This window comes from Citrobacter sp. T1.2D-1 (genome assembly GCF_950098555.1).
GTDB lineage: Bacteria > Pseudomonadota > Gammaproteobacteria > Enterobacterales > Enterobacteriaceae > Citrobacter_A > Citrobacter_A telavivensis.
Genome location: NZ_CATNHH010000013.1, coordinates 43,891 through 60,606, shown reverse-complemented (window position 1 = coordinate 60,606; position 16,716 = coordinate 43,891). Strand labels below are relative to the sequence as shown.

General features: G+C 56.7%; 18 protein-coding genes. All 18 read left to right on the top strand.

All coding sequences use genetic code 11. The annotated features are described in order from the left end of the window. Positions 1 to 1,302, top strand: a complete 1,302-nt coding sequence (pilO2, locus tag QQZ17_RS13950; protein WP_152400143.1) for a type 4b pilus protein PilO2 — start codon at positions 1 to 3, stop codon at positions 1,300 to 1,302. Beyond that, positions 1,286 to 1,780, top strand: a complete 495-nt coding sequence (pilP, locus tag QQZ17_RS13945) for a type IV pilus biogenesis protein PilP (protein ID WP_152400141.1) — start codon at positions 1,286 to 1,288, stop codon at positions 1,778 to 1,780. Before pilO2 ends, pilP begins: the two co-directional genes overlap by 17 nt. Positions 1,781 to 1,787: 7 nt before the next feature. After that, positions 1,788 to 3,353 (top strand): GspE/PulE family protein, encoded by a 1,566-nt coding sequence (locus tag QQZ17_RS13940; protein ID WP_152400139.1) that lies wholly within the window; start codon positions 1,788 to 1,790, stop codon positions 3,351 to 3,353. 30 nt (positions 3,354 to 3,383) lie between these two features. Then, entirely contained in the window at positions 3,384 to 4,481 is a 1,098-nt protein-coding gene (locus tag QQZ17_RS13935) for a type II secretion system F family protein (RefSeq protein WP_152400137.1), read from the top strand. A 21-nt stretch (positions 4,482 to 4,502) separates the two neighbouring features. Continuing rightward, positions 4,503 to 5,105 carry a type 4 pilus major pilin gene (locus tag QQZ17_RS13930; protein WP_152400135.1) on the top strand — a complete coding sequence of 201 codons (603 nt, stop codon included), beginning with the start codon at positions 4,503 to 4,505 and terminating at the stop codon, positions 5,103 to 5,105. Between the two features lie 9 nt (positions 5,106 to 5,114). Further along, positions 5,115 to 5,645 (top strand): lytic transglycosylase domain-containing protein, encoded by a 531-nt coding sequence (locus QQZ17_RS13925; RefSeq protein WP_110820829.1) that lies wholly within the window; start codon positions 5,115 to 5,117, stop codon positions 5,643 to 5,645. A gap of 3 nt (positions 5,646 to 5,648) precedes the next feature. Further along, positions 5,649 to 6,314, top strand: a complete 666-nt coding sequence (locus QQZ17_RS13920) for a prepilin peptidase (RefSeq protein WP_152400133.1) — start codon at positions 5,649 to 5,651, stop codon at positions 6,312 to 6,314. Further along, the gene (pilV, locus tag QQZ17_RS13915) at positions 6,311 to 7,684 is read left to right on the top strand and encodes a shufflon system plasmid conjugative transfer pilus tip adhesin PilV (protein ID WP_182115634.1); all 1,374 of its coding nucleotides are present in this window, start codon (positions 6,311 to 6,313) and stop codon (positions 7,682 to 7,684) included. Before QQZ17_RS13920 ends, pilV begins: the two co-directional genes overlap by 4 nt. Before the next feature lie 1,173 nt (positions 7,685 to 8,857). Further along, a complete protein-coding gene (locus QQZ17_RS13910) occupies positions 8,858 to 10,018 on the top strand; it encodes a tyrosine-type recombinase/integrase (RefSeq protein ID WP_152400131.1) in 1,161 nt (386 codons plus the stop codon). A gap of 25 nt (positions 10,019 to 10,043) precedes the next feature. Continuing rightward, positions 10,044 to 10,592, top strand: a complete 549-nt coding sequence (locus QQZ17_RS13905) for a hypothetical protein (RefSeq protein WP_152400129.1) — start codon at positions 10,044 to 10,046, stop codon at positions 10,590 to 10,592. 80 nt (positions 10,593 to 10,672) lie between these two features. Further along, positions 10,673 to 11,521: a hypothetical protein gene (locus tag QQZ17_RS13900; RefSeq protein WP_152400127.1), complete on the top strand. Its 849-nt coding sequence runs from the start codon at positions 10,673 to 10,675 to the stop codon at positions 11,519 to 11,521. 98 nt (positions 11,522 to 11,619) lie between these two features. Beyond that, complete coding sequence (locus QQZ17_RS13895) at positions 11,620 to 12,810, top strand: conjugal transfer protein TraF (RefSeq protein WP_152400125.1); 1,191 nt, start codon at positions 11,620 to 11,622, stop codon at positions 12,808 to 12,810. 54 nt (positions 12,811 to 12,864) lie between these two features. Further along, complete coding sequence (locus QQZ17_RS13890) at positions 12,865 to 13,512, top strand: hypothetical protein (protein ID WP_152400123.1); 648 nt, start codon at positions 12,865 to 12,867, stop codon at positions 13,510 to 13,512. Continuing rightward, a complete protein-coding gene (locus QQZ17_RS13885; RefSeq protein ID WP_152400120.1) occupies positions 13,509 to 13,766 on the top strand; it encodes a hypothetical protein in 258 nt (85 codons plus the stop codon). The genes QQZ17_RS13890 and QQZ17_RS13885 overlap by 4 nt, the downstream gene beginning before the upstream one ends. A 204-nt stretch (positions 13,767 to 13,970) precedes the next feature. Then, on the top strand, positions 13,971 to 14,438 hold the full coding sequence (locus tag QQZ17_RS13880; protein WP_152400118.1) for a DotD/TraH family lipoprotein: 468 nt from the start codon (positions 13,971 to 13,973) through the stop codon (positions 14,436 to 14,438). Next, positions 14,435 to 15,280: a type IV secretory system conjugative DNA transfer family protein gene (locus QQZ17_RS13875; protein ID WP_152400116.1), complete on the top strand. Its 846-nt coding sequence runs from the start codon at positions 14,435 to 14,437 to the stop codon at positions 15,278 to 15,280. Before QQZ17_RS13880 ends, QQZ17_RS13875 begins: the two co-directional genes overlap by 4 nt. Next, positions 15,264 to 16,415 carry a plasmid transfer ATPase TraJ gene (gene traJ, locus QQZ17_RS13870; protein WP_152400182.1) on the top strand — a complete coding sequence of 384 codons (1,152 nt, stop codon included), beginning with the start codon at positions 15,264 to 15,266 and terminating at the stop codon, positions 16,413 to 16,415. The genes QQZ17_RS13875 and traJ overlap by 17 nt, the downstream gene beginning before the upstream one ends. Continuing rightward, a complete protein-coding gene (gene icmT, locus QQZ17_RS13865; RefSeq protein WP_048242190.1) occupies positions 16,412 to 16,699 on the top strand; it encodes an IcmT/TraK family protein in 288 nt (95 codons plus the stop codon). Before traJ ends, icmT begins: the two co-directional genes overlap by 4 nt. The last annotated feature ends 17 nt before the right edge of the window (positions 16,700 to 16,716 follow it).

The following is a 16,716-nucleotide window of genomic DNA, read 5'->3' as shown; positions in this document are numbered from 1 at the left end:
ATGCAACATGACGATCACGTCACCCTGCTTCGAGATCCCGCCCTGCCACGCCACGACTGGGCGGCCGGACTGGAATGGAAACCCCGGGAAACAGGAGGCGGAGTACGCCGGTTTCTGCCGTTCCGGTCTGCGGGCACTGCCCGCCGCCAGGGGCTTCCTGTGGTGGCCACGCCACGCCCGAAAACCCGTAGCAGGTCGCCCCTGCCGGAAGGTCGGGGCATCATCCCGTTCCACTACCGCAGCCACACGCTGTACTCCCTCGCGCTGGCGTTCTGCGACACGGTGACGGACGGGTACGGCGTCTACCGGCTCGACAGCACGGACTTCGTGTTTCTCGCCTCCATCAACGGTATGCCGGCCATTGTGGCCGACATCACCGGCAACGCAGGGAAGATGCAGGAGACCCTGGCGCTGTTTCTTGCGCTGAACGACGAACCCGAAACTGGCTGGGTATGCCCCTCAGCGCCCGACGCCCCTCTGGACTGGAGCAGTCTGATCCACGGACTCGCCCCGCGCCAGCGCCGCCGCTGCCGGCTTGTCCGGCCGGATCGTGGTGCCCGCCAGGCCGCCATGACCTTGCTGTCGGGCCTGCTGGTTTGCGGGGGTATGCTGTGGTGGGTTAACCGGGCGCCCGCCCTGGACGCCCCGCCCACGGCTGAAGAACTTCGGGCCCGGGCGCGGGAATTCATGACCGAGCCGGCACCGGTTCCACGCCTGCCCCATCCCTGGGCCACCATTCCTCCCGTCAGCGACCTGCTCGCCGGGTGTGCGGAACAGGACGGACGGGCTCCGGTGATGCTGGATGGGTGGAAACTCACCTCCGGCTACTGCCGGCCGGACGGTGTCTCGCTGGTCTATCTGATCCAGCCCGGCGGAACGGCCGAAGGGCTGCGCCAGCGCAGTATGGAGATATTCGGGGTGGAGCCCGTGTTTAATGTCCGTGAAGGCGGCCGTGAAGCCACCATTCCCCTCCCGCTGTCGGAGATGCCCCTGCACGATGAAGCCGTGCCGGAGCCGTCAGCCCAGATGATGCGAATACTCTCCTGGTTCCAGCGCCAGCAGATCCTGCCGAACCTTAACAAGGTGGCGCAACCCGATCCCCTCCCTGGCGCAGACGGCAGGCCGCCTGCGAAGCAGGACTGGGAGGAATACCAGTTCAGTTTCACCGGAACGGTGCCGCCCCTCGTACAGTTTGCGGGATTTGATGGCAGCGGGATCCGGCTGAGCAGTGTGAAATTTGAAATCAACGGCACCGTGTTCACCTACACCACAGAAGGGCAGATGTATGCCAGTAAGCCATAACCTTCACCACGGCCGGGCAGCCCTGCTGCTTGCGGCCATCATTCTTGCCACCGTATCCGGTGGCGCACTTGCATCGGACTCAACGTCTTCACAGGTCACTCCCGCCCTGACCAAGGGAGAGCTCGAGGCGCTCAATAACCGCAATATCCTGTTACAGGCACAGGTTCAGGGCGCGCAGCTGGAGCGCCAGCTGAAGGAGAACCGTGACGGCACACCTTCGGCCACCGCGCCGGGCTCCCAGGTCTGGCCACAGGTGCCCGGCGACAGCGTCAGGCCGCCTTCAGCTCAGACCGGCGGGCGTACCACCGTGCTTGAGATAACCGGCCGGGATCGGGCTCTCCGGGCCACCCTGATGCTGGCGAATGGCCAGCTCACCACAGTCACCACCGGCAGCCGCCTCCCGGGCTCCCCGCTGACGGTAAAAAGCATATCCCTCGCCGGCGTGATGCTCAGCGACGGCACCACACTGACATTCTGAGGTCAACATGACAGACACTCTCCAGGACAATAATGCCCTGCTGCTTATCAGCAACGAGGGGCGGACAGAAATCCTCGTGGACATTAACCAGCGGGGTAACCCCGGCGTGCAGGTGACGCTGCTGAAACTGATGGAACGTAACCCCGGCGCGAAGGCCAGTTTTGTCAGTCTGGAACAACTAAGGGATGCGCGGGACAAGGCGCTTGTCTTGACGCCACAGCAGGATGGTACCGGCGGGCTGACGCTCAACGACCTGAAGGACGTCAGCGGCAGCGAAAAGAAAATTCTCGACTACTTTAATGTGGCGAGGACGCTCAGCGCCTCCGACATTCACTTCATCATTTCGTCCTCTCTGTTTGTGGTCAAAATGCGTATCTTCGGCACGCTGCATACGGTTGACGCGCGCCAGCCCCGTGAAGGGATGTCCCTGTGCGGAACGGCCGTGCTTTCCATGTCAGACATTGCCGAGCCGACGTTCTTCCCGGGCCGCGAGCAGGATGCGCGCCTGTCTCCAGAGCTGATGCGAAAAATAGGGTTGTGGGGCGCCCGCTATTCCCATCGCCCGACGGCAGATGGCCTCATTGCCGTAATGCGACTTATCCCTGACGACGGCAGCGCCGTCCCTTCCTTCCTGCAACTGGGTTTTCTGCCGGAACAAATCCGCCTGCTAACGCGCATGCTGGCGCGAACGGAGGGGAAAATCATGCTCACCGGGCCGACCGGCTCGGGGAAATCCACCACCCTGCGCACCGCCTGCCGTTACTACCTCGATCACAATGAAGGCAAGCATCTGCTGTCCATTGAGGATCCGGTCGAAGGGCAGATGAAGGATGCCGTACAGACGCCGGTGATAGCAGACAAGTCCGATGAGGATGCCATTAATATCGCCTGGACGCGGGGGATCCGCTCCGGGATGCGCCTTGATCCGGATGTGATGGTTATCGGTGAAGAGCGTGACCTGATTTCAATGCTCACGGGGATTTATGCCTCGCAGACCGGACACCTGGTGCTGAGCACAATGCACACCAACTCAGCGCTGAGTATTCCGGAACGTCTTATCACACAGGGCGTAAACGGAGAGCTGATTTATGACGCCCAGCTAATGGTCGGGCTTATCAGCCAGCGACTGGTCCCGACACTCTGCCCGAACTGCAGGGTTCCCTGGGAGAAGAAGATGGCCAGCCTGACCGTCGAAGAGCGTGACATGCTGGAAAGGTACTGCAACGTGGAGGGGGTATGCCGTACCGAAAACCTCTTCTTCCACAATCCGGACGGGTGTGAAGCATGCCGACATGATGTGGTGATCAACGGACAGGTTCGCGCCGTGGTGGGACACGGGCTTAAGGGACGAACCGTCATCGGTGAGGTGATTGAGACGGATAACCGTCTTCTGCTCCGTCTGAAAAAAGAGGGGAAAACCGCTGCCCGCCAGTACTGGCTGGAAAAGATGAACGGGATCAGCCGCGTCCGACATCTGCTGCACAAGCTGAACGAAGGGCTTGTGGATCCACTGATAGCAGACCGCATTGTCCCCCTCGACGAAGACGAAAGGTTGAAAGCGGATGATGAGTAATGCCTCTCATGCTTAAAAGGAAGGCACGCCATGCGTGAAATGAACCTGTTCTGCCGGATACGGCATTTTATCGTGAGGAAAACCTTCGCCGGCCCCTACCGGGTGCAGTTCTATGAGGCCCTGGGTTTTCTGATTGAAAACCGCCAGCAGTTAAAAGCCGCTCTGCAGCAGATGCGCGATGCGTGGACGGACTTCGGCCGGCGCTGGCATCCGTTCGCAGAGCTTACCGATGACTGTATTGAAGCCCTGCGTGAAAATGCCGGCGAGAAGACGCTGGAGAAAACCCTTGCCCGCTGGTTACCGGAAACAGAAGCGGCCGTCATCATCGCCGGGATCCACAGCGACAAACTCCCCCAGGCCCTGAAATACGCCACCACCCTGACCGATGCGGGCAAACGCATCATGGAGTCCGTCTGGCAGATGTCCATCTACCCGCTGGCTCTGGTTGTCATGCTGGCCGGGACGGTCTGGGTGCTGAATGAGGAACTGGTGCCGTCGCTGTCGGAAATCATCCCGCCGGAGCAGTGGACCGGGGCGCTGGGGTTTTTATACAACTTTTCCGTCGCGGTGAATGAGTACGGTCTGATCGGCGGCATCATTCTGGCGATTGTGGGGTGCTGGGTGGCCTGGTCGCTGGCTCACTGGCACCGGCCGGATGCGCTGCGGCGTGTCATGGACGGATTTATGCCCTGGTCTGTTTACCAGGATATTCAGGGGGCTGCCTTTTTACTCAATATTGCCGCGCTGATAAGGGCCGGCGTACAGACAAAAAGCGCGCTGCAGATGCTCCGTAACCAGGCCTCGCCGTGGTTGGCTGTCCGGATCGACGCCATTATCGCCAGCGTCCGGGAAGGGGGAAACCTCGGGCATGCGCTGCGCGAGTGCGGCTACAACTTCCCGTCCCGCGAAGCCGCCAACTTTCTGTCCGTGCTACAGGGGGACGGCGCAGATGAGCTCATCAGTAACTATGGCCTGCGTTGGCTGGAGCAGACACTTGTCCGTATCCGACGACGGGCCGTTGTTGTACGCCTGATCATGCTGACCGTGCTTGTCATGACGCTCATGCTGCTGGTTTTCGCGGCCATGGACATTAATTCAGTCAGTGACCCGGGTATGGGCACGTTTTAACTATCTCAACGAGGAAACACTATGTCATTCCACACAGCAGACAATAATCCGGCATACTGTCGCCATCAGGATCGCGGGTGGGGGCTGCTCGAACAGGGCTGGATCGCCCTTGCCGTTATTTTTGTCATCGCCGCCGTACTCGGCACCGCGTATATGATCAAAAGCCGTACCAGTGTCGGGCTGGAGTCATCCAATATTCAGTCGCTGATCACCGGGGCTCAGAACCTGATGAAGGCCTCGGACGGGTACTCCTTTACCAGCTCGGCCAAAATGACTGGTGCCATGATCCAGATGAAGGCGGTGCCGAAAGGCATGACCGTCCGTGGTACCGCCTCTTCCGGTACCGCCACGCTTTACAACTCCTGGGGTGGGGCCGTTACCTTTGCGCCGCTAACCATTTCCGGTTTTAACAATGGCTTCACGCTGACGTACGAGCGCGTACCGCAGGATGCATGCATCCAGCTGACCACCCAGCTGAGCCGTTCCGGCGTATCCGATGGCATCACCATTAACAGCACCGCGCACGATGATGGCAAGGTGACAACGGAGCAGGCCAGCACACAATGCACGGCCGACAGCGGCAATACCGGTACCAACAAGCTGATCTTCACCGTAACCAGTTAAGGAGATACCATGCAGGGGAACCGATTCTCCCTCTGCGCACTGATCCTGACCGCCCTGCTCTGCTTCCTGACCTCATCGCCGTCACGGGCCTCGTCCCCGCTCACCATCACCACCTTTAACGACTGCTTCGTCCGGGCCGGTATCCGCTACCAGATTGAGCCGTTGCTGCTCAGGGCCATTGCCATAGGCGAGTCGTCGATGGATCCGGTGATAACCAACACAAACAGGGACAAAAAGGGGCGGCCGGTCAGTACGGATTACGGTCTGATGCAGATTAACTCCACCCATATTCCGAAACTGGTCCGGATGGAGGTTATCAGGGGGGCCGACGACCTGCTGACCCGTCCCTGTCTGAACATTCAGATAGGGGCGTGGATCCTGGCCCGTCACTTTCAGGTCTGTGGCGTAACGTGGAACTGCCTGGGCTCATATAATGCCGGGTTCCGCAAGGATCGGCATGAGACGCGCGAACATTACGCAAACCGTATCTGGCGGATTTACAGCAGGCTGAAAGGCCTGCCCGCCGTGCAGGGGAGGTGACGAATGCGCACAGTCATTGCTACGGCTGTGGCACCGGAACATGCCCTGCCGCTGATCCTTGTGCTAATACCTGCCGGTGTGCTGCTCCTCCGGCGGGTGTCGGTGTTTCTTCATGAGGTCTCTGTGCCGTTTCGCCCCGGCCATCCGGCGGTAATCTCCGGCATCTGGCTGTTCAGCCTGGCTGGCACGCTGGTACTGATGGCCCCTGTCCCCCTGGCCGCACGGTTCAACACCATGCTGATGCTGGGTTTTCTGCTGCAGATGGCGGTGACAGATGCCGTCAGCGGTTACCTGCCCCGGACGTTCACGCTCCGTTTTCTGGCTGCGGGGCTGCTTGTTGCCTGCCTTCCTTCATCCGGAAGCCTGCGCCTGGTGGAAACAGCGGCAACGGGCGTGCTGGTATGTCTGTTTCATGTACTGGTCAACCGTCATGGCGACAGGATCGGCCGGGGCGACCTCTGGCTGCTGACAGGACTGACGGCATGGACGGGCTTTGACGCCACCGTGCAGACAGCAGTCTGGGGGACTGGCGGCTTTATTCTATGGCACTGCACAGGACGCCTCACCGGTAAAAAAGAGGGACCTCTGGGTCCCTGGTTTTGTTTCAGCTGCGCCGTGTTGCAGCTGAACGCGTTCTATCAACCTGTTTGGGTGTGGGTATTTCAATGAAAAAACATGACCGCGGCTGGGCCATGGCCGAGTTTGCTTTTGTACTGCTTGTTTTTATGGTGATAGCGGGTTATGCGTCAGGATACTGGCAGGACTATATCCAGGCCAAAAACTGGCGAACAGAAGCCGCCCGTACCGGGACCTATGCGGCAGCGGCCCGGAGCTATATTGGCCGGAATTACGCAACGCTACTTGGCGCAAGCTCCACGACGGCACCGACCGTCATCACCACAACGATGCTGAAAAATACCGGATTTCTGCCGTCCGGCTTCACGGAGACCAACACCCGCGGCCAGAAGATGCAGACAAACGTCATCAGGAATGCACAAAATCCTGAACTTCTCCAGGCCATGGTCATCTCAAGTGGCGGCACGCCTTATGAGCTGAAGGCACTGGTGACGATGGCAAAAGAGATCAGGCCCGGATTTGGCGGCTACATTGATGACGGAAAGACGGCCACCGGCGCACTGCGGGCATGGAAAATACCGCTGAGTGCCTATGGTGCTTCGTCCGGTAACGGGCATATTGCTGTACTGCTTTCCACGGATGAACTCACTGGTGCAATGGAAGACAGCGATCGCCTGTATCGTTTCCAGGTAAATGGCCGTCCGGATTTAAACAAAATGCACACGTCGATCGACATGGGTGCCAATAACATCAATAACGCCGGAAATGTAAATGGCACAAACGGTATTTTTACCAGTGAAGTACGCGGGGCGAACGGTAATTTCAGCGTTAACGTAACGGCTGCTGGTCAGGTAAAAGGAAATACAGTACGGGCAGACAGTGATATATCGGCTGGACGGAATATTGCCGCGAGCGGAAATATTTCAGCCAGCGGGAATATTACTGCCAGCGGACAGGTAACAGGCGGTACAGTCCGGTCGAACAAAAACCTCTCTGTAGGTGGCATTATTACCCTTGATGAAATCCACACAGCGAACACCGCCTGTCCGGTAAACGGGGCGGTAAGCCGCGATGCGTCAGGTGCCATACTTTCCTGTCAATCCGGTCTGTGGGTTCTCGTCGGATCACCTGAAGGAAGCTACGCTACTGTTGGTTCTTTCAAAGGTACTTATTCAGGTATCAATACAACAGGAAAGCAATATAGATTGTATGTATGGGGTGGTAACCCTCCTAACAGGAAAATCAACTATGGTGATTCGGATAACTGCGTCAATACATATTCATTGATAGCTACTGTAGGCGGATTTACAGTAGCAAGGGATTATAACGGCAATTCAACGTGGCAAAAAACAGGCAATATAAATTTCGATGTCCCGAATGGCTCAACCTTTTCCATTGTTTCAAATGGTATGATGTCATACGGCTGTGACTACGGCAGCTTCACAGTTTTACGTTTCCAATAAACCTGTCAATCCGGTCTGTGGGTTGGAGGGGTAAAAGTCAATGAGTCTGCATGTAAATGGGTGGTGTCTCCTGATGCTTGGGTAGATCCAGGGCAGCGTCAATTTTATAAAACAGCATTATGTCCGACAGGTTATGTGCAGACAGGTAGTCGCTTTATGCTCTGGCCTAAGGGTCTTGATGACGAACATGTCGACGTTTATTGCTGCCCTTTAAGCTAACCATCCAATAGACGCTCACCAGTCAAGGCACATGGCTGTTTCACTGCCGTCTTTGACATTGATTCTCCATGATCCATCTGACAGCCGTTCAACGCCACGCCAGCTGTCATCACGGTCATTTTCGTTACCGTATTGTGATGTGCAAAAATCGTGGGTACCGATCGCATAGTAGTTATGCGTGCTGTTGTAGTTGGTATAGCTGTACTGAGTCAGCCTTGGTTTTCCTCCTGGTGACTGCCAGCGACCGGATTGACAGGATTATTATTGATAACGAACAACCACAAAACTACCGTAATCACATCCATAATTACGCATATTGTCGGACGTTATACTGAATGAGGCATTAACGGGAACATCAAACACAATGGTTCCCGATTTGCTCCAGTTCGAGTTCGCGTTGACAGACTTGGCAACATTTATTCCGTCCACTGATGCGGCAAGAGCAAAGGTGTTGGCGCAATCATCTGCGTTACCATCATTAATTTTTCGCCCTGGAGGTTTACCACCTATGGCATAAAGTTTAAAAGGACTCCCGGTTGAATTAATTCCTGCGTATTGCCCTTTAAATGTACCAACCGAAGAGTATTCCCCATTGCCCGATCCAGCCGATTTCCAGCGACCGGATTGACAGTCAAATTCCAGCCCCTGGTAGATTTAAACAAGTCACCGTGATATTCGACCCAGACTCGTAATCACCCCATCGAGTATTGGTTACATACCAGCGGTTAGAACTATCAGCATAGACTTTTTGAAAACCACCAAGTGGTGAGCCGTTGAGGTTAGTCCATGTGCAATATGCATGAACTCCAATATCCTTATCAGCGGTATTTTTTCCTATGTTAAAGGACTGGATCGAAAACTTTGTTTGTATCGAAACCCAGCGACCGGATTGACAGATATGTTGAGGACTGCTGATTAATTCTGTACGTTTACCAGCTTTTAGGGATTGTTGGTATGTCGTCAGTTGTTCGTATTCGAAAATTAACGTTGAGTCGTGCACTTGATAAATATTACGAAACCGTTTCGGTTCATAAAAAAGGCCATCAGCAGGAGTTCTACCGGACACAGGTGATAAAGCGGCATCCACTTGCTGATAAATTTATGGATGAGATCACTACTGTTGATATTGCGGCATATCGCGACCACCGGTTGACGCAGGCCACCACCCGATCGGGTAAACCTGTTTCGGGGAATACTGTCCGTCTTGAAATGGCCCTGCTCTCCTCCCTGTTCAATATCGCCCGCGTTGAATGGGGAACATGCCGGACTAACCCGGTCACGCTTGTACGTAAACCAAAGGTCTCCTCCGGGCGCGATCGCCGACTGACGTCATCAGAAGAGCGCCGTCTTTCCCGATACTTCCGGGAACGAAATCCGGAGGTTTACATCATTTTTCACCTGGCGCTGGAAACGGCCATGCGACAGGGTGAGATTCTGGGGCTCTGCCGTGAGCATCTCGATTTACAGCACGGTATTGCACACCTGCCCGAAACCAAAAATGGTTCATCACGTGATGTCCCTCTTTCCCGTCGCGCACGTAATCTACTGCAGTCACTGCCTGCGCAGCTCAACGGCAGAATATTCAGCTATACGTCATCCGGGTTTAAAAGCGCATGGCGGACTGCCATTAAGGAACTGAAAATTGTTGATCTACATTTTCACGACCTGCGTCACGAAGCCATCAGCCGCTTCTTTGAACTCGGCACACTGAACGTCATGGAAGTGGCGGCCATTTCCGGTCACCGTTCCATGAATATGCTGAAACGCTATACCCACCTGCGCGCCTGGCAACTGGTCAGCAAGCTCGATGCCCGGCGTCGTCAGACGCAAAAAATCGCCCCTTATTTCGTCCCCTATCCCGCAAGGATAGAAGAGCAACAGGGACAGGAAGATGGTATCTGCGTGCACCTCTGTGATTTTGAAGGGCTGACCGCGTCCGGTCCGACCCGCGAAACCGCCTTAAGCCGCGCCAGCGAACTTCTTCTGCGTACGCTGGCCATCGCAGCACAGAAAGGCGACAGGGTACCGGCACCGGGCGAACTGCCGGCAGAAACCCGGGACAGGATCATGATTTGCCCGCTTAACCCCACGATGGCACTGGGCCTCACCCGTTAACACACCACATAACTGGAAATATCTGATGACCGGACTACTAATTTTCACAGCAGCATTTTCGCTGTTGTTAGCGCTGTTGCGCCCGGGAACTTTAATCCTGTCGAGGTTTTCCCGCCGTACTGGTCGGGGATTTTACACCGTCGAAACAACACACAAAGGAAAGCACTGGCGAACCATGCACCTGACCTCTTATGACCCGGTGGGCAGGCTCAGCCGTATTCAGGCGGTACGCTTCCATCAGTGTTATCTGGCCGCACTGGAGAACGCTCTGCGCGGTTTCCGCGAGCCTCTTTATTTCCGTTCACACCTCATGCGCCCGGTTCACCTGCGCAGCATGGAAAAATGTCTGGCTGCTTTTCCGGAACGCCGCTGGCGTAAAAAGCGTGTTCGTATCTCACGGACAGAGCACTGGGGTATACGCCTGCAGACACTGTTTAACGAATGGCGCTGGATTACCCCGCAGGACCGGGGTTACCTGATTGTCATTGGCCCGCCGGGAACTGGAGGAAGAAGCAAACCCAAAAGCGATTCGGAGCGAATACACGAACGTATTCGATCTGACAGATCGAAATAACTCATTATACATACGCGCAGGAAGTCCTTATGCTCTAAATCACGGAGCAAAAAGAGAAAAAGCGCGACAAGGGAGGACTGATGACAAACAGCCTTACGGGCATCTTCGCCTCATTACTGGCGCTTCCGGGTTTTGAGAAAGAGAAAATTGCCGCGCTGCTGAGTGAGAATAGCAGTAAAAAACTTTTATCGCCGACAACGTTAAGATTCCGGCCCGGTACCAAAGCTCTGGTTGACCTGATTTCGGAAAAACTCGGAATTTCGGCGTCAGAGGTGATAAACCTGATTCTTGAGAGCACGCTGAGGGAGATTTACTTCCCCTTCAGCCATACGGCAGAAAGTATTGCTGACCGTTTTGAATACCTGCTGAAGTCCCACGGCCTGAGCCCGCCAGATGTCGCGCAGTTGCTCTCCCCGTGGAACCTGCGCCTGAGTATTCTGCGGGACCGGGAGCGGACGATGGACTACCTGACGCCTCCTCTGCTTGAGACACTGGCCAGATGGTTTTATGTCTCGCAGGACTGGCTTTTCGGGCGAAGCGATTGCCCTGTTGATACCAGCCTGCCGATCCACAGGTGGCCTCAGAGCGAGGAGGAATTCAGGAAACGAATAATTCCATCCGACGAGAATAACAATATTAAAATCATATTCTGGACTAACGTAAATTCGCCCGATAATGAATATGAAAAAAGAACAGGTATTTTAATTAAGAAAAAAGAAACGTCCGGCAATGTTATTTATCACCCGGTATTGTCCATCACACCACAGTGTTTAAATAGCGACCAAAGAGACTGGGTAACCAGCCTTAAGACTTCCCTGAAGGACACAGCGAGTATAAGGTTTATCACGCTCGGTGAGCGTGCAGCCACTGCACTTGAACAGGGAACGACGTTACCTGCATTTATTTTAAATAAGTCAGTGAATACCTGAATTCACGAAACACACATGGCAGAAAAATTTATCTGATGCATACGCACCGGGTATTGCTTTGCCTGAATGATACAAACTGGAAAACAGGAAATAACCAGATGAATAAAAAGATGACAGCAAAAAGCCTTATTGCCACTGCCGTACTGATGGCATTTAACGCGACCGCAGCAACCAGTTATTTTGAAGCCCGTAACGATGCGATGGGCGGTACCGGGGTAGCCTCATCCCATTACAGCGCCGCCGCGCTGGCGAACCCGGCCCTGCTGACTAAAGCAAAGGCAAATGATGACTTCGCCCTTATCCTGCCGTCCGTCGGTGCCCAGGTCTCTGACCCGGATCATCTGGAAGACGGTGCGGATGACGTTAAGGATGCATGGGACCGTTTCGACGACAGCCTGAACACCGGTGACTCCTCAGCACAGGCCGCTGAGCTGAAACGCCAGCTGAGCAAGTTCAAAGATACTCATGCGAATGCGCAGGCCGGTGTCTCTGCCGTGGCCACGCTGCCGAACGACACCCTGCCGGCCGCCCTGTTCGTGAAAGCATGGGGAACGGCGACCGTAGACGGCAAAGTCTCTCAGCACGACCTTGATTACCTCGACCAGGTCGCTGCCGGCGCAACGGCCGACAAGGACAACCTCACCTCAAAAGCCTACGGCCGTGCCGCGGTCATCACCGACGTCGGTATCGCCCTGGCGCGTGAGTTTGAATCCTTAGGCCACACCTGGTCCGTTGGCTTCACGCCGAAGTACCAGCGCGTTGACCTCTTCAACTACAACGTTGCCGTGAAGGACTACGACAGCAGCGACTTTGACGGTGATCAGTACCGCAACACCAAAAACGGCTTCAACGCCGACCTCGGTCTGGCCGCTGACCTGACCGAGAACTGGAACGTGGGCCTGGTCGCGCAGAACCTGATCCCGCGCAGCATCGACAGTAAGGAAGTGAATGGAGAAAAAGCCACTTTCAAAGTACGTCCGCAGGTCACTGCCGGTACGTCATGGACCAACGGCTTCTTCACTGGCGCGGTTGACGTGGATCTGACCGAGGCCAGCGGCTTCACTGACGACAAAAAACGCCAGTTCGCCAGCATCGGGGGTGAAATCAATGCCTGGAGCTGGGCACAGCTGCGCGCAGGTTACCGCCAGAACATGGCCTCCTCTGACGGCAGCGCCTTCACGGCCGGTATCGGCATCTCCCCGTTCGACGTGGTTCATCTCGATCTGACCGGCATTGCCGGTACCGATCGTACTTACGGTGCCGTGGCACAACTGTCCTTCACTTTCTGAGGCATCCGGGGCATGAGTGACATGCCCCGTTATTTCCTGACGTAAGGAGTCGCCATGCACCAGGTTGATGATATCTTCCGGCGTATCGCCGAAATGCAAAAGGTGATCACCCGCCGTAAACGTTCCGTACAGCGTGCAGAGCGTAATCTCGAGGAAGCAGAAGACCTGCTGGCAGCGCTGGAAAATGAACGTGATGAACACCTCATTGCCAGCTGGGGCGACGCCCCCAACTGGCATGCTATTTTCAGTGCTTACGAGCCCACACATGCACTGCAGACATACCGGGACAAATGGGTAAGCACCGTACCCGGGCTTCGTACAACCGGCTACCACAATCTTGAGACCCGCCAGGCCGTGTTCGCGATTTGTTTTGAAACCAGCACGCAGGCAGAACTCATGCAGACTGTCCGCATGGTGGAATTTGTCATGCCGTACCTGCATGCAGACAGCCGTGGTGAGAAAACCATGATGATCTACAACGTGCCGGCACAAGACTGTTCACGCAGTTTCGTGTTCAACACCCATACCGGCCAGTACGGCATTGGCACGGACCGCTATATGCACCGTGCCGAAACACAGTCGTTCCCGTCACTGGAGGCCGCCCTGCGTCACCTGCAGAGCATTTCGGACACGGATAACGTGCCAGAACATCAGCATGAGTTAATCGATTACACGGACAGGAACTCTGGAGAGGCGGAATGAAAAATCCACCCAAACGCCTGTGCGACTGGAACGGCGCGACCGTGAAGTTGATACACGAAACCAGAAATAGCCTGGCAACATTACCTGCCGGGACCACAGGGAAAATTCGTGTGGGATACAAAAGTCGTAATGGTCTTACCTTCATCAGCAATCCGTGTGAATGCTGCGGCGTTCAGGTACACATAACCTGTATGCGTCCGGAGCATTTCGAATTACTTGAGCTTGTACAGGGTAATGCAGGAGAAGAGCAATGAAAGCCATTTCTGTTCGCCAGCCATAGACCTGGCTCATCGTCACCGCCCCCAGTGATGACAACCGTTACCCTGACCCACAACGCACAACGCGCAGAAAAACAGTGATGTGACAGGCGGATACCGCCATGTCACCTGAACAGACCAGCCTGATACAGTTCCCCGTCAACGTTCTGCCGGCTCCCCGCCCCGGCAAGGTAATTCCCGATGAAACAGTTTATTCCTGCAGTCATGCTGGCCGGCGTTCTGCTCGCCGGCTGCCAGTCCTTTTCTCGTCCGGCTCCTGCATCCGCCGCCCCTGACCGCTACGGTGCCGCATCCGATGTTGCCGTCACCCGGCATGCGCAGTACCGGATGTGGGATAAAGGTATTTATTCATCCACCACCCTGCAGCCCTCCGCCACACAACTCATCCGCGCGAACAGCGATGCGCTGTCCTTCGACTGGGAAGGCGATGCGATCGAACTGCTGGCTGAGCTGGCCCGCGTACGCGGACTGACGTTTAACTACAGCGGCGTCCGGCTCCCGCTGCCCGTCACGCTGCATGTGCGCGGCATGACGTTCACTAATGTCCTGCGCCTGATTGAGTCCCAGACCGCCTGGCGCGCCACGCTTCATCAGTACCCTGGCCTGCTGCAGGTCAGTTTTATGCAACCGGAGTCCGGAAGAAAATGAAGATCCTCCTCGCTGTCATTCTCCCTGCCGTCCTGCTGACCGGATGCGCCGGAACACCTCCGCCCGCACAGCCCGACTTATCCGCGGCCCCGCCGGATCTTAATACCTGGCTGCATCCACAGGAGAAGCATCACGGCGGGATTTCCGACACACGCTGGCAGATGCTGACGGAAGCCGGCAAAACACTGGGCTTCCGGGGTGGTAAGGCACAACGCTCATGGGAGCTGACTCAGGCGCTGATGGCGCGCGACTCCACCCTCACCGCCCTGTTTGACTTTCGCCCGCTAATTAGCCCGGAAGGCTGGCTGCCACCGGTGGTCGATGAGGCGCAGGATGTGGCGCATATCACGCCAGACCAGATACGCACCTCTTCCCGGGTCTGGAGCATCATTCGTCCTGAGCGCTTTGTCAGTAACCCACCGGGCTGGCGGGACTGGCTGCTGAAAGGGCTGGCCACCACGGCCACACCCGGAACCGAAGGCCGGGTGGTGCCTGAGGACAGCGCCCAGCGCGACGTCTGGGAAACGGCCCTCCGCCAGGGCTGGAAGGAGGGGCGGGAAAATGCGGACATGACGCTGGAAGCCAACATGAACCGCCTTACCCGCGATTACCGGGGCATGATGCTGTATGCCCTGCTCTGGCGCCAGGGCATGATCACCCGTCCTGAAGTCGCGGAGCAGATGCAGACCGTCACCGGCACCGGTCAGAAGATGATCACCGGCGACCGCGTCCGCCGTCTCAAAACCCATGCCGCGTTTGAACTGCAGAAGTCACGGTGGCGTCCTTCCGTCACAACACAACCCAAAGGAGCCCACGATGAGTCAACTGGCCTTACCCGATGAGTTCGGGCTTTTCCCGTTCAGCGGCGCGTTCAGCGCTGACGAGTTCAGGACCTTCTTCGCCTGGTGCGCAAAACACAGCGTCAGCGATGTGGATCTGGTAGGCGGATCGCCGGTCTCGGTCAGCCGCTACGGCCGCCGCGTACGCTGTTCTCAAAGCGTGCTACCTAATACCCTGCTCGGCAATATGCTGGACGATCTGCTGGGCCGGGAAATCCGTCCCCGGGTTCAGGGCGGCATACCGGCTGACCGCGCCATTCAGATTGACGGTGACATGCACGGTCGCTACGGTCTGGGTCGCGGAGAGCGGGTACGCCTGCGCACCCATTCAATCCAGGGCACCTCCGCCCGCGAGGACCGGGCCTTGTCCGTTTCACTGCGGGTGATCCCCCACGCCATCCCCGATTTCCTCAGCATGGGAATTGAGCCGGATCTGGCCGCCGCCATGCTGCCGGACAGCGGACTCGGGTTCATCTGTGGCCAGACCGGCTCCGGTAAATCCACCCTGCAGGCCGCACTGTACCGTTACTGCCAGAACACGCAGCCGGATCGCAAAATCGTGACCTACGAAGATCCGGTTGAATACATCCTTGGCCGGACGGATGACCTGCTGCCACCCCATCAGGCGCAGATAGGCCGCGATGTGGCCAGCTTTGCCGAAGGACTGCGTTCTGCCGTTCGCCGTAATCCGGAGCTGATTGGGATCGGGGAAATCAGGGATACCGAAACCGCAGAAGCCGCCGTACAGGCAGGTGAAACCGGGCACCTCTGTATCGGTACCATGCATACCCGCTCGCCCGGTGAATCGATCCCCCGCCTGCTGGGGCTGTTTCACCCGCAGATCCGCGATGCGATGGCCTGGGCGGTACTGGGTATCATGCGGTTTATTGTGAATCAGGTACTGGTCCGCACCACCGACGGAAAACGGCGCGCCCTGCGTGAGTACATTGTGTTTGACGATGCCCTGCGCAGCAAACTGCATGACCTGTCCCACGAACAGTGGGCAAGCCACCTCGATGGCGTTTTGCTCATGGAAAAACGCCGCATCGTCGACCAGGTTCGCGCGCTGTATTACTGTGGTGATGTGGCTCGTGACGAAGCGGCGCGTTACCTGCCTGCCGGAGAACTGACCGCATGAAAAAAGACGGATTCTGGCGCTACGCCACCCCGCCTGTCAGCGTGGCTGGCATTCCACTGCCCTTTCTGCTGATTTACCTCGCCTGGTTCCGCTGGCCCGAATGGGTCACGTTTTACATCTGCAGCGGGATCCTGGTGTTTTTTATGGGGCTGAATTTTTTCGGCTGGGGTGTCCGAACCATCCTCCGGCGCATTGTCAGCACCTTCCGCGGTAAAACCGCCTCGGGCCGCCCCTGGTGGTACCGGCATTTCACTGAAACCCCACGGGACTGGACAGGGCTGTAATTCCCCATCCGTTCGGA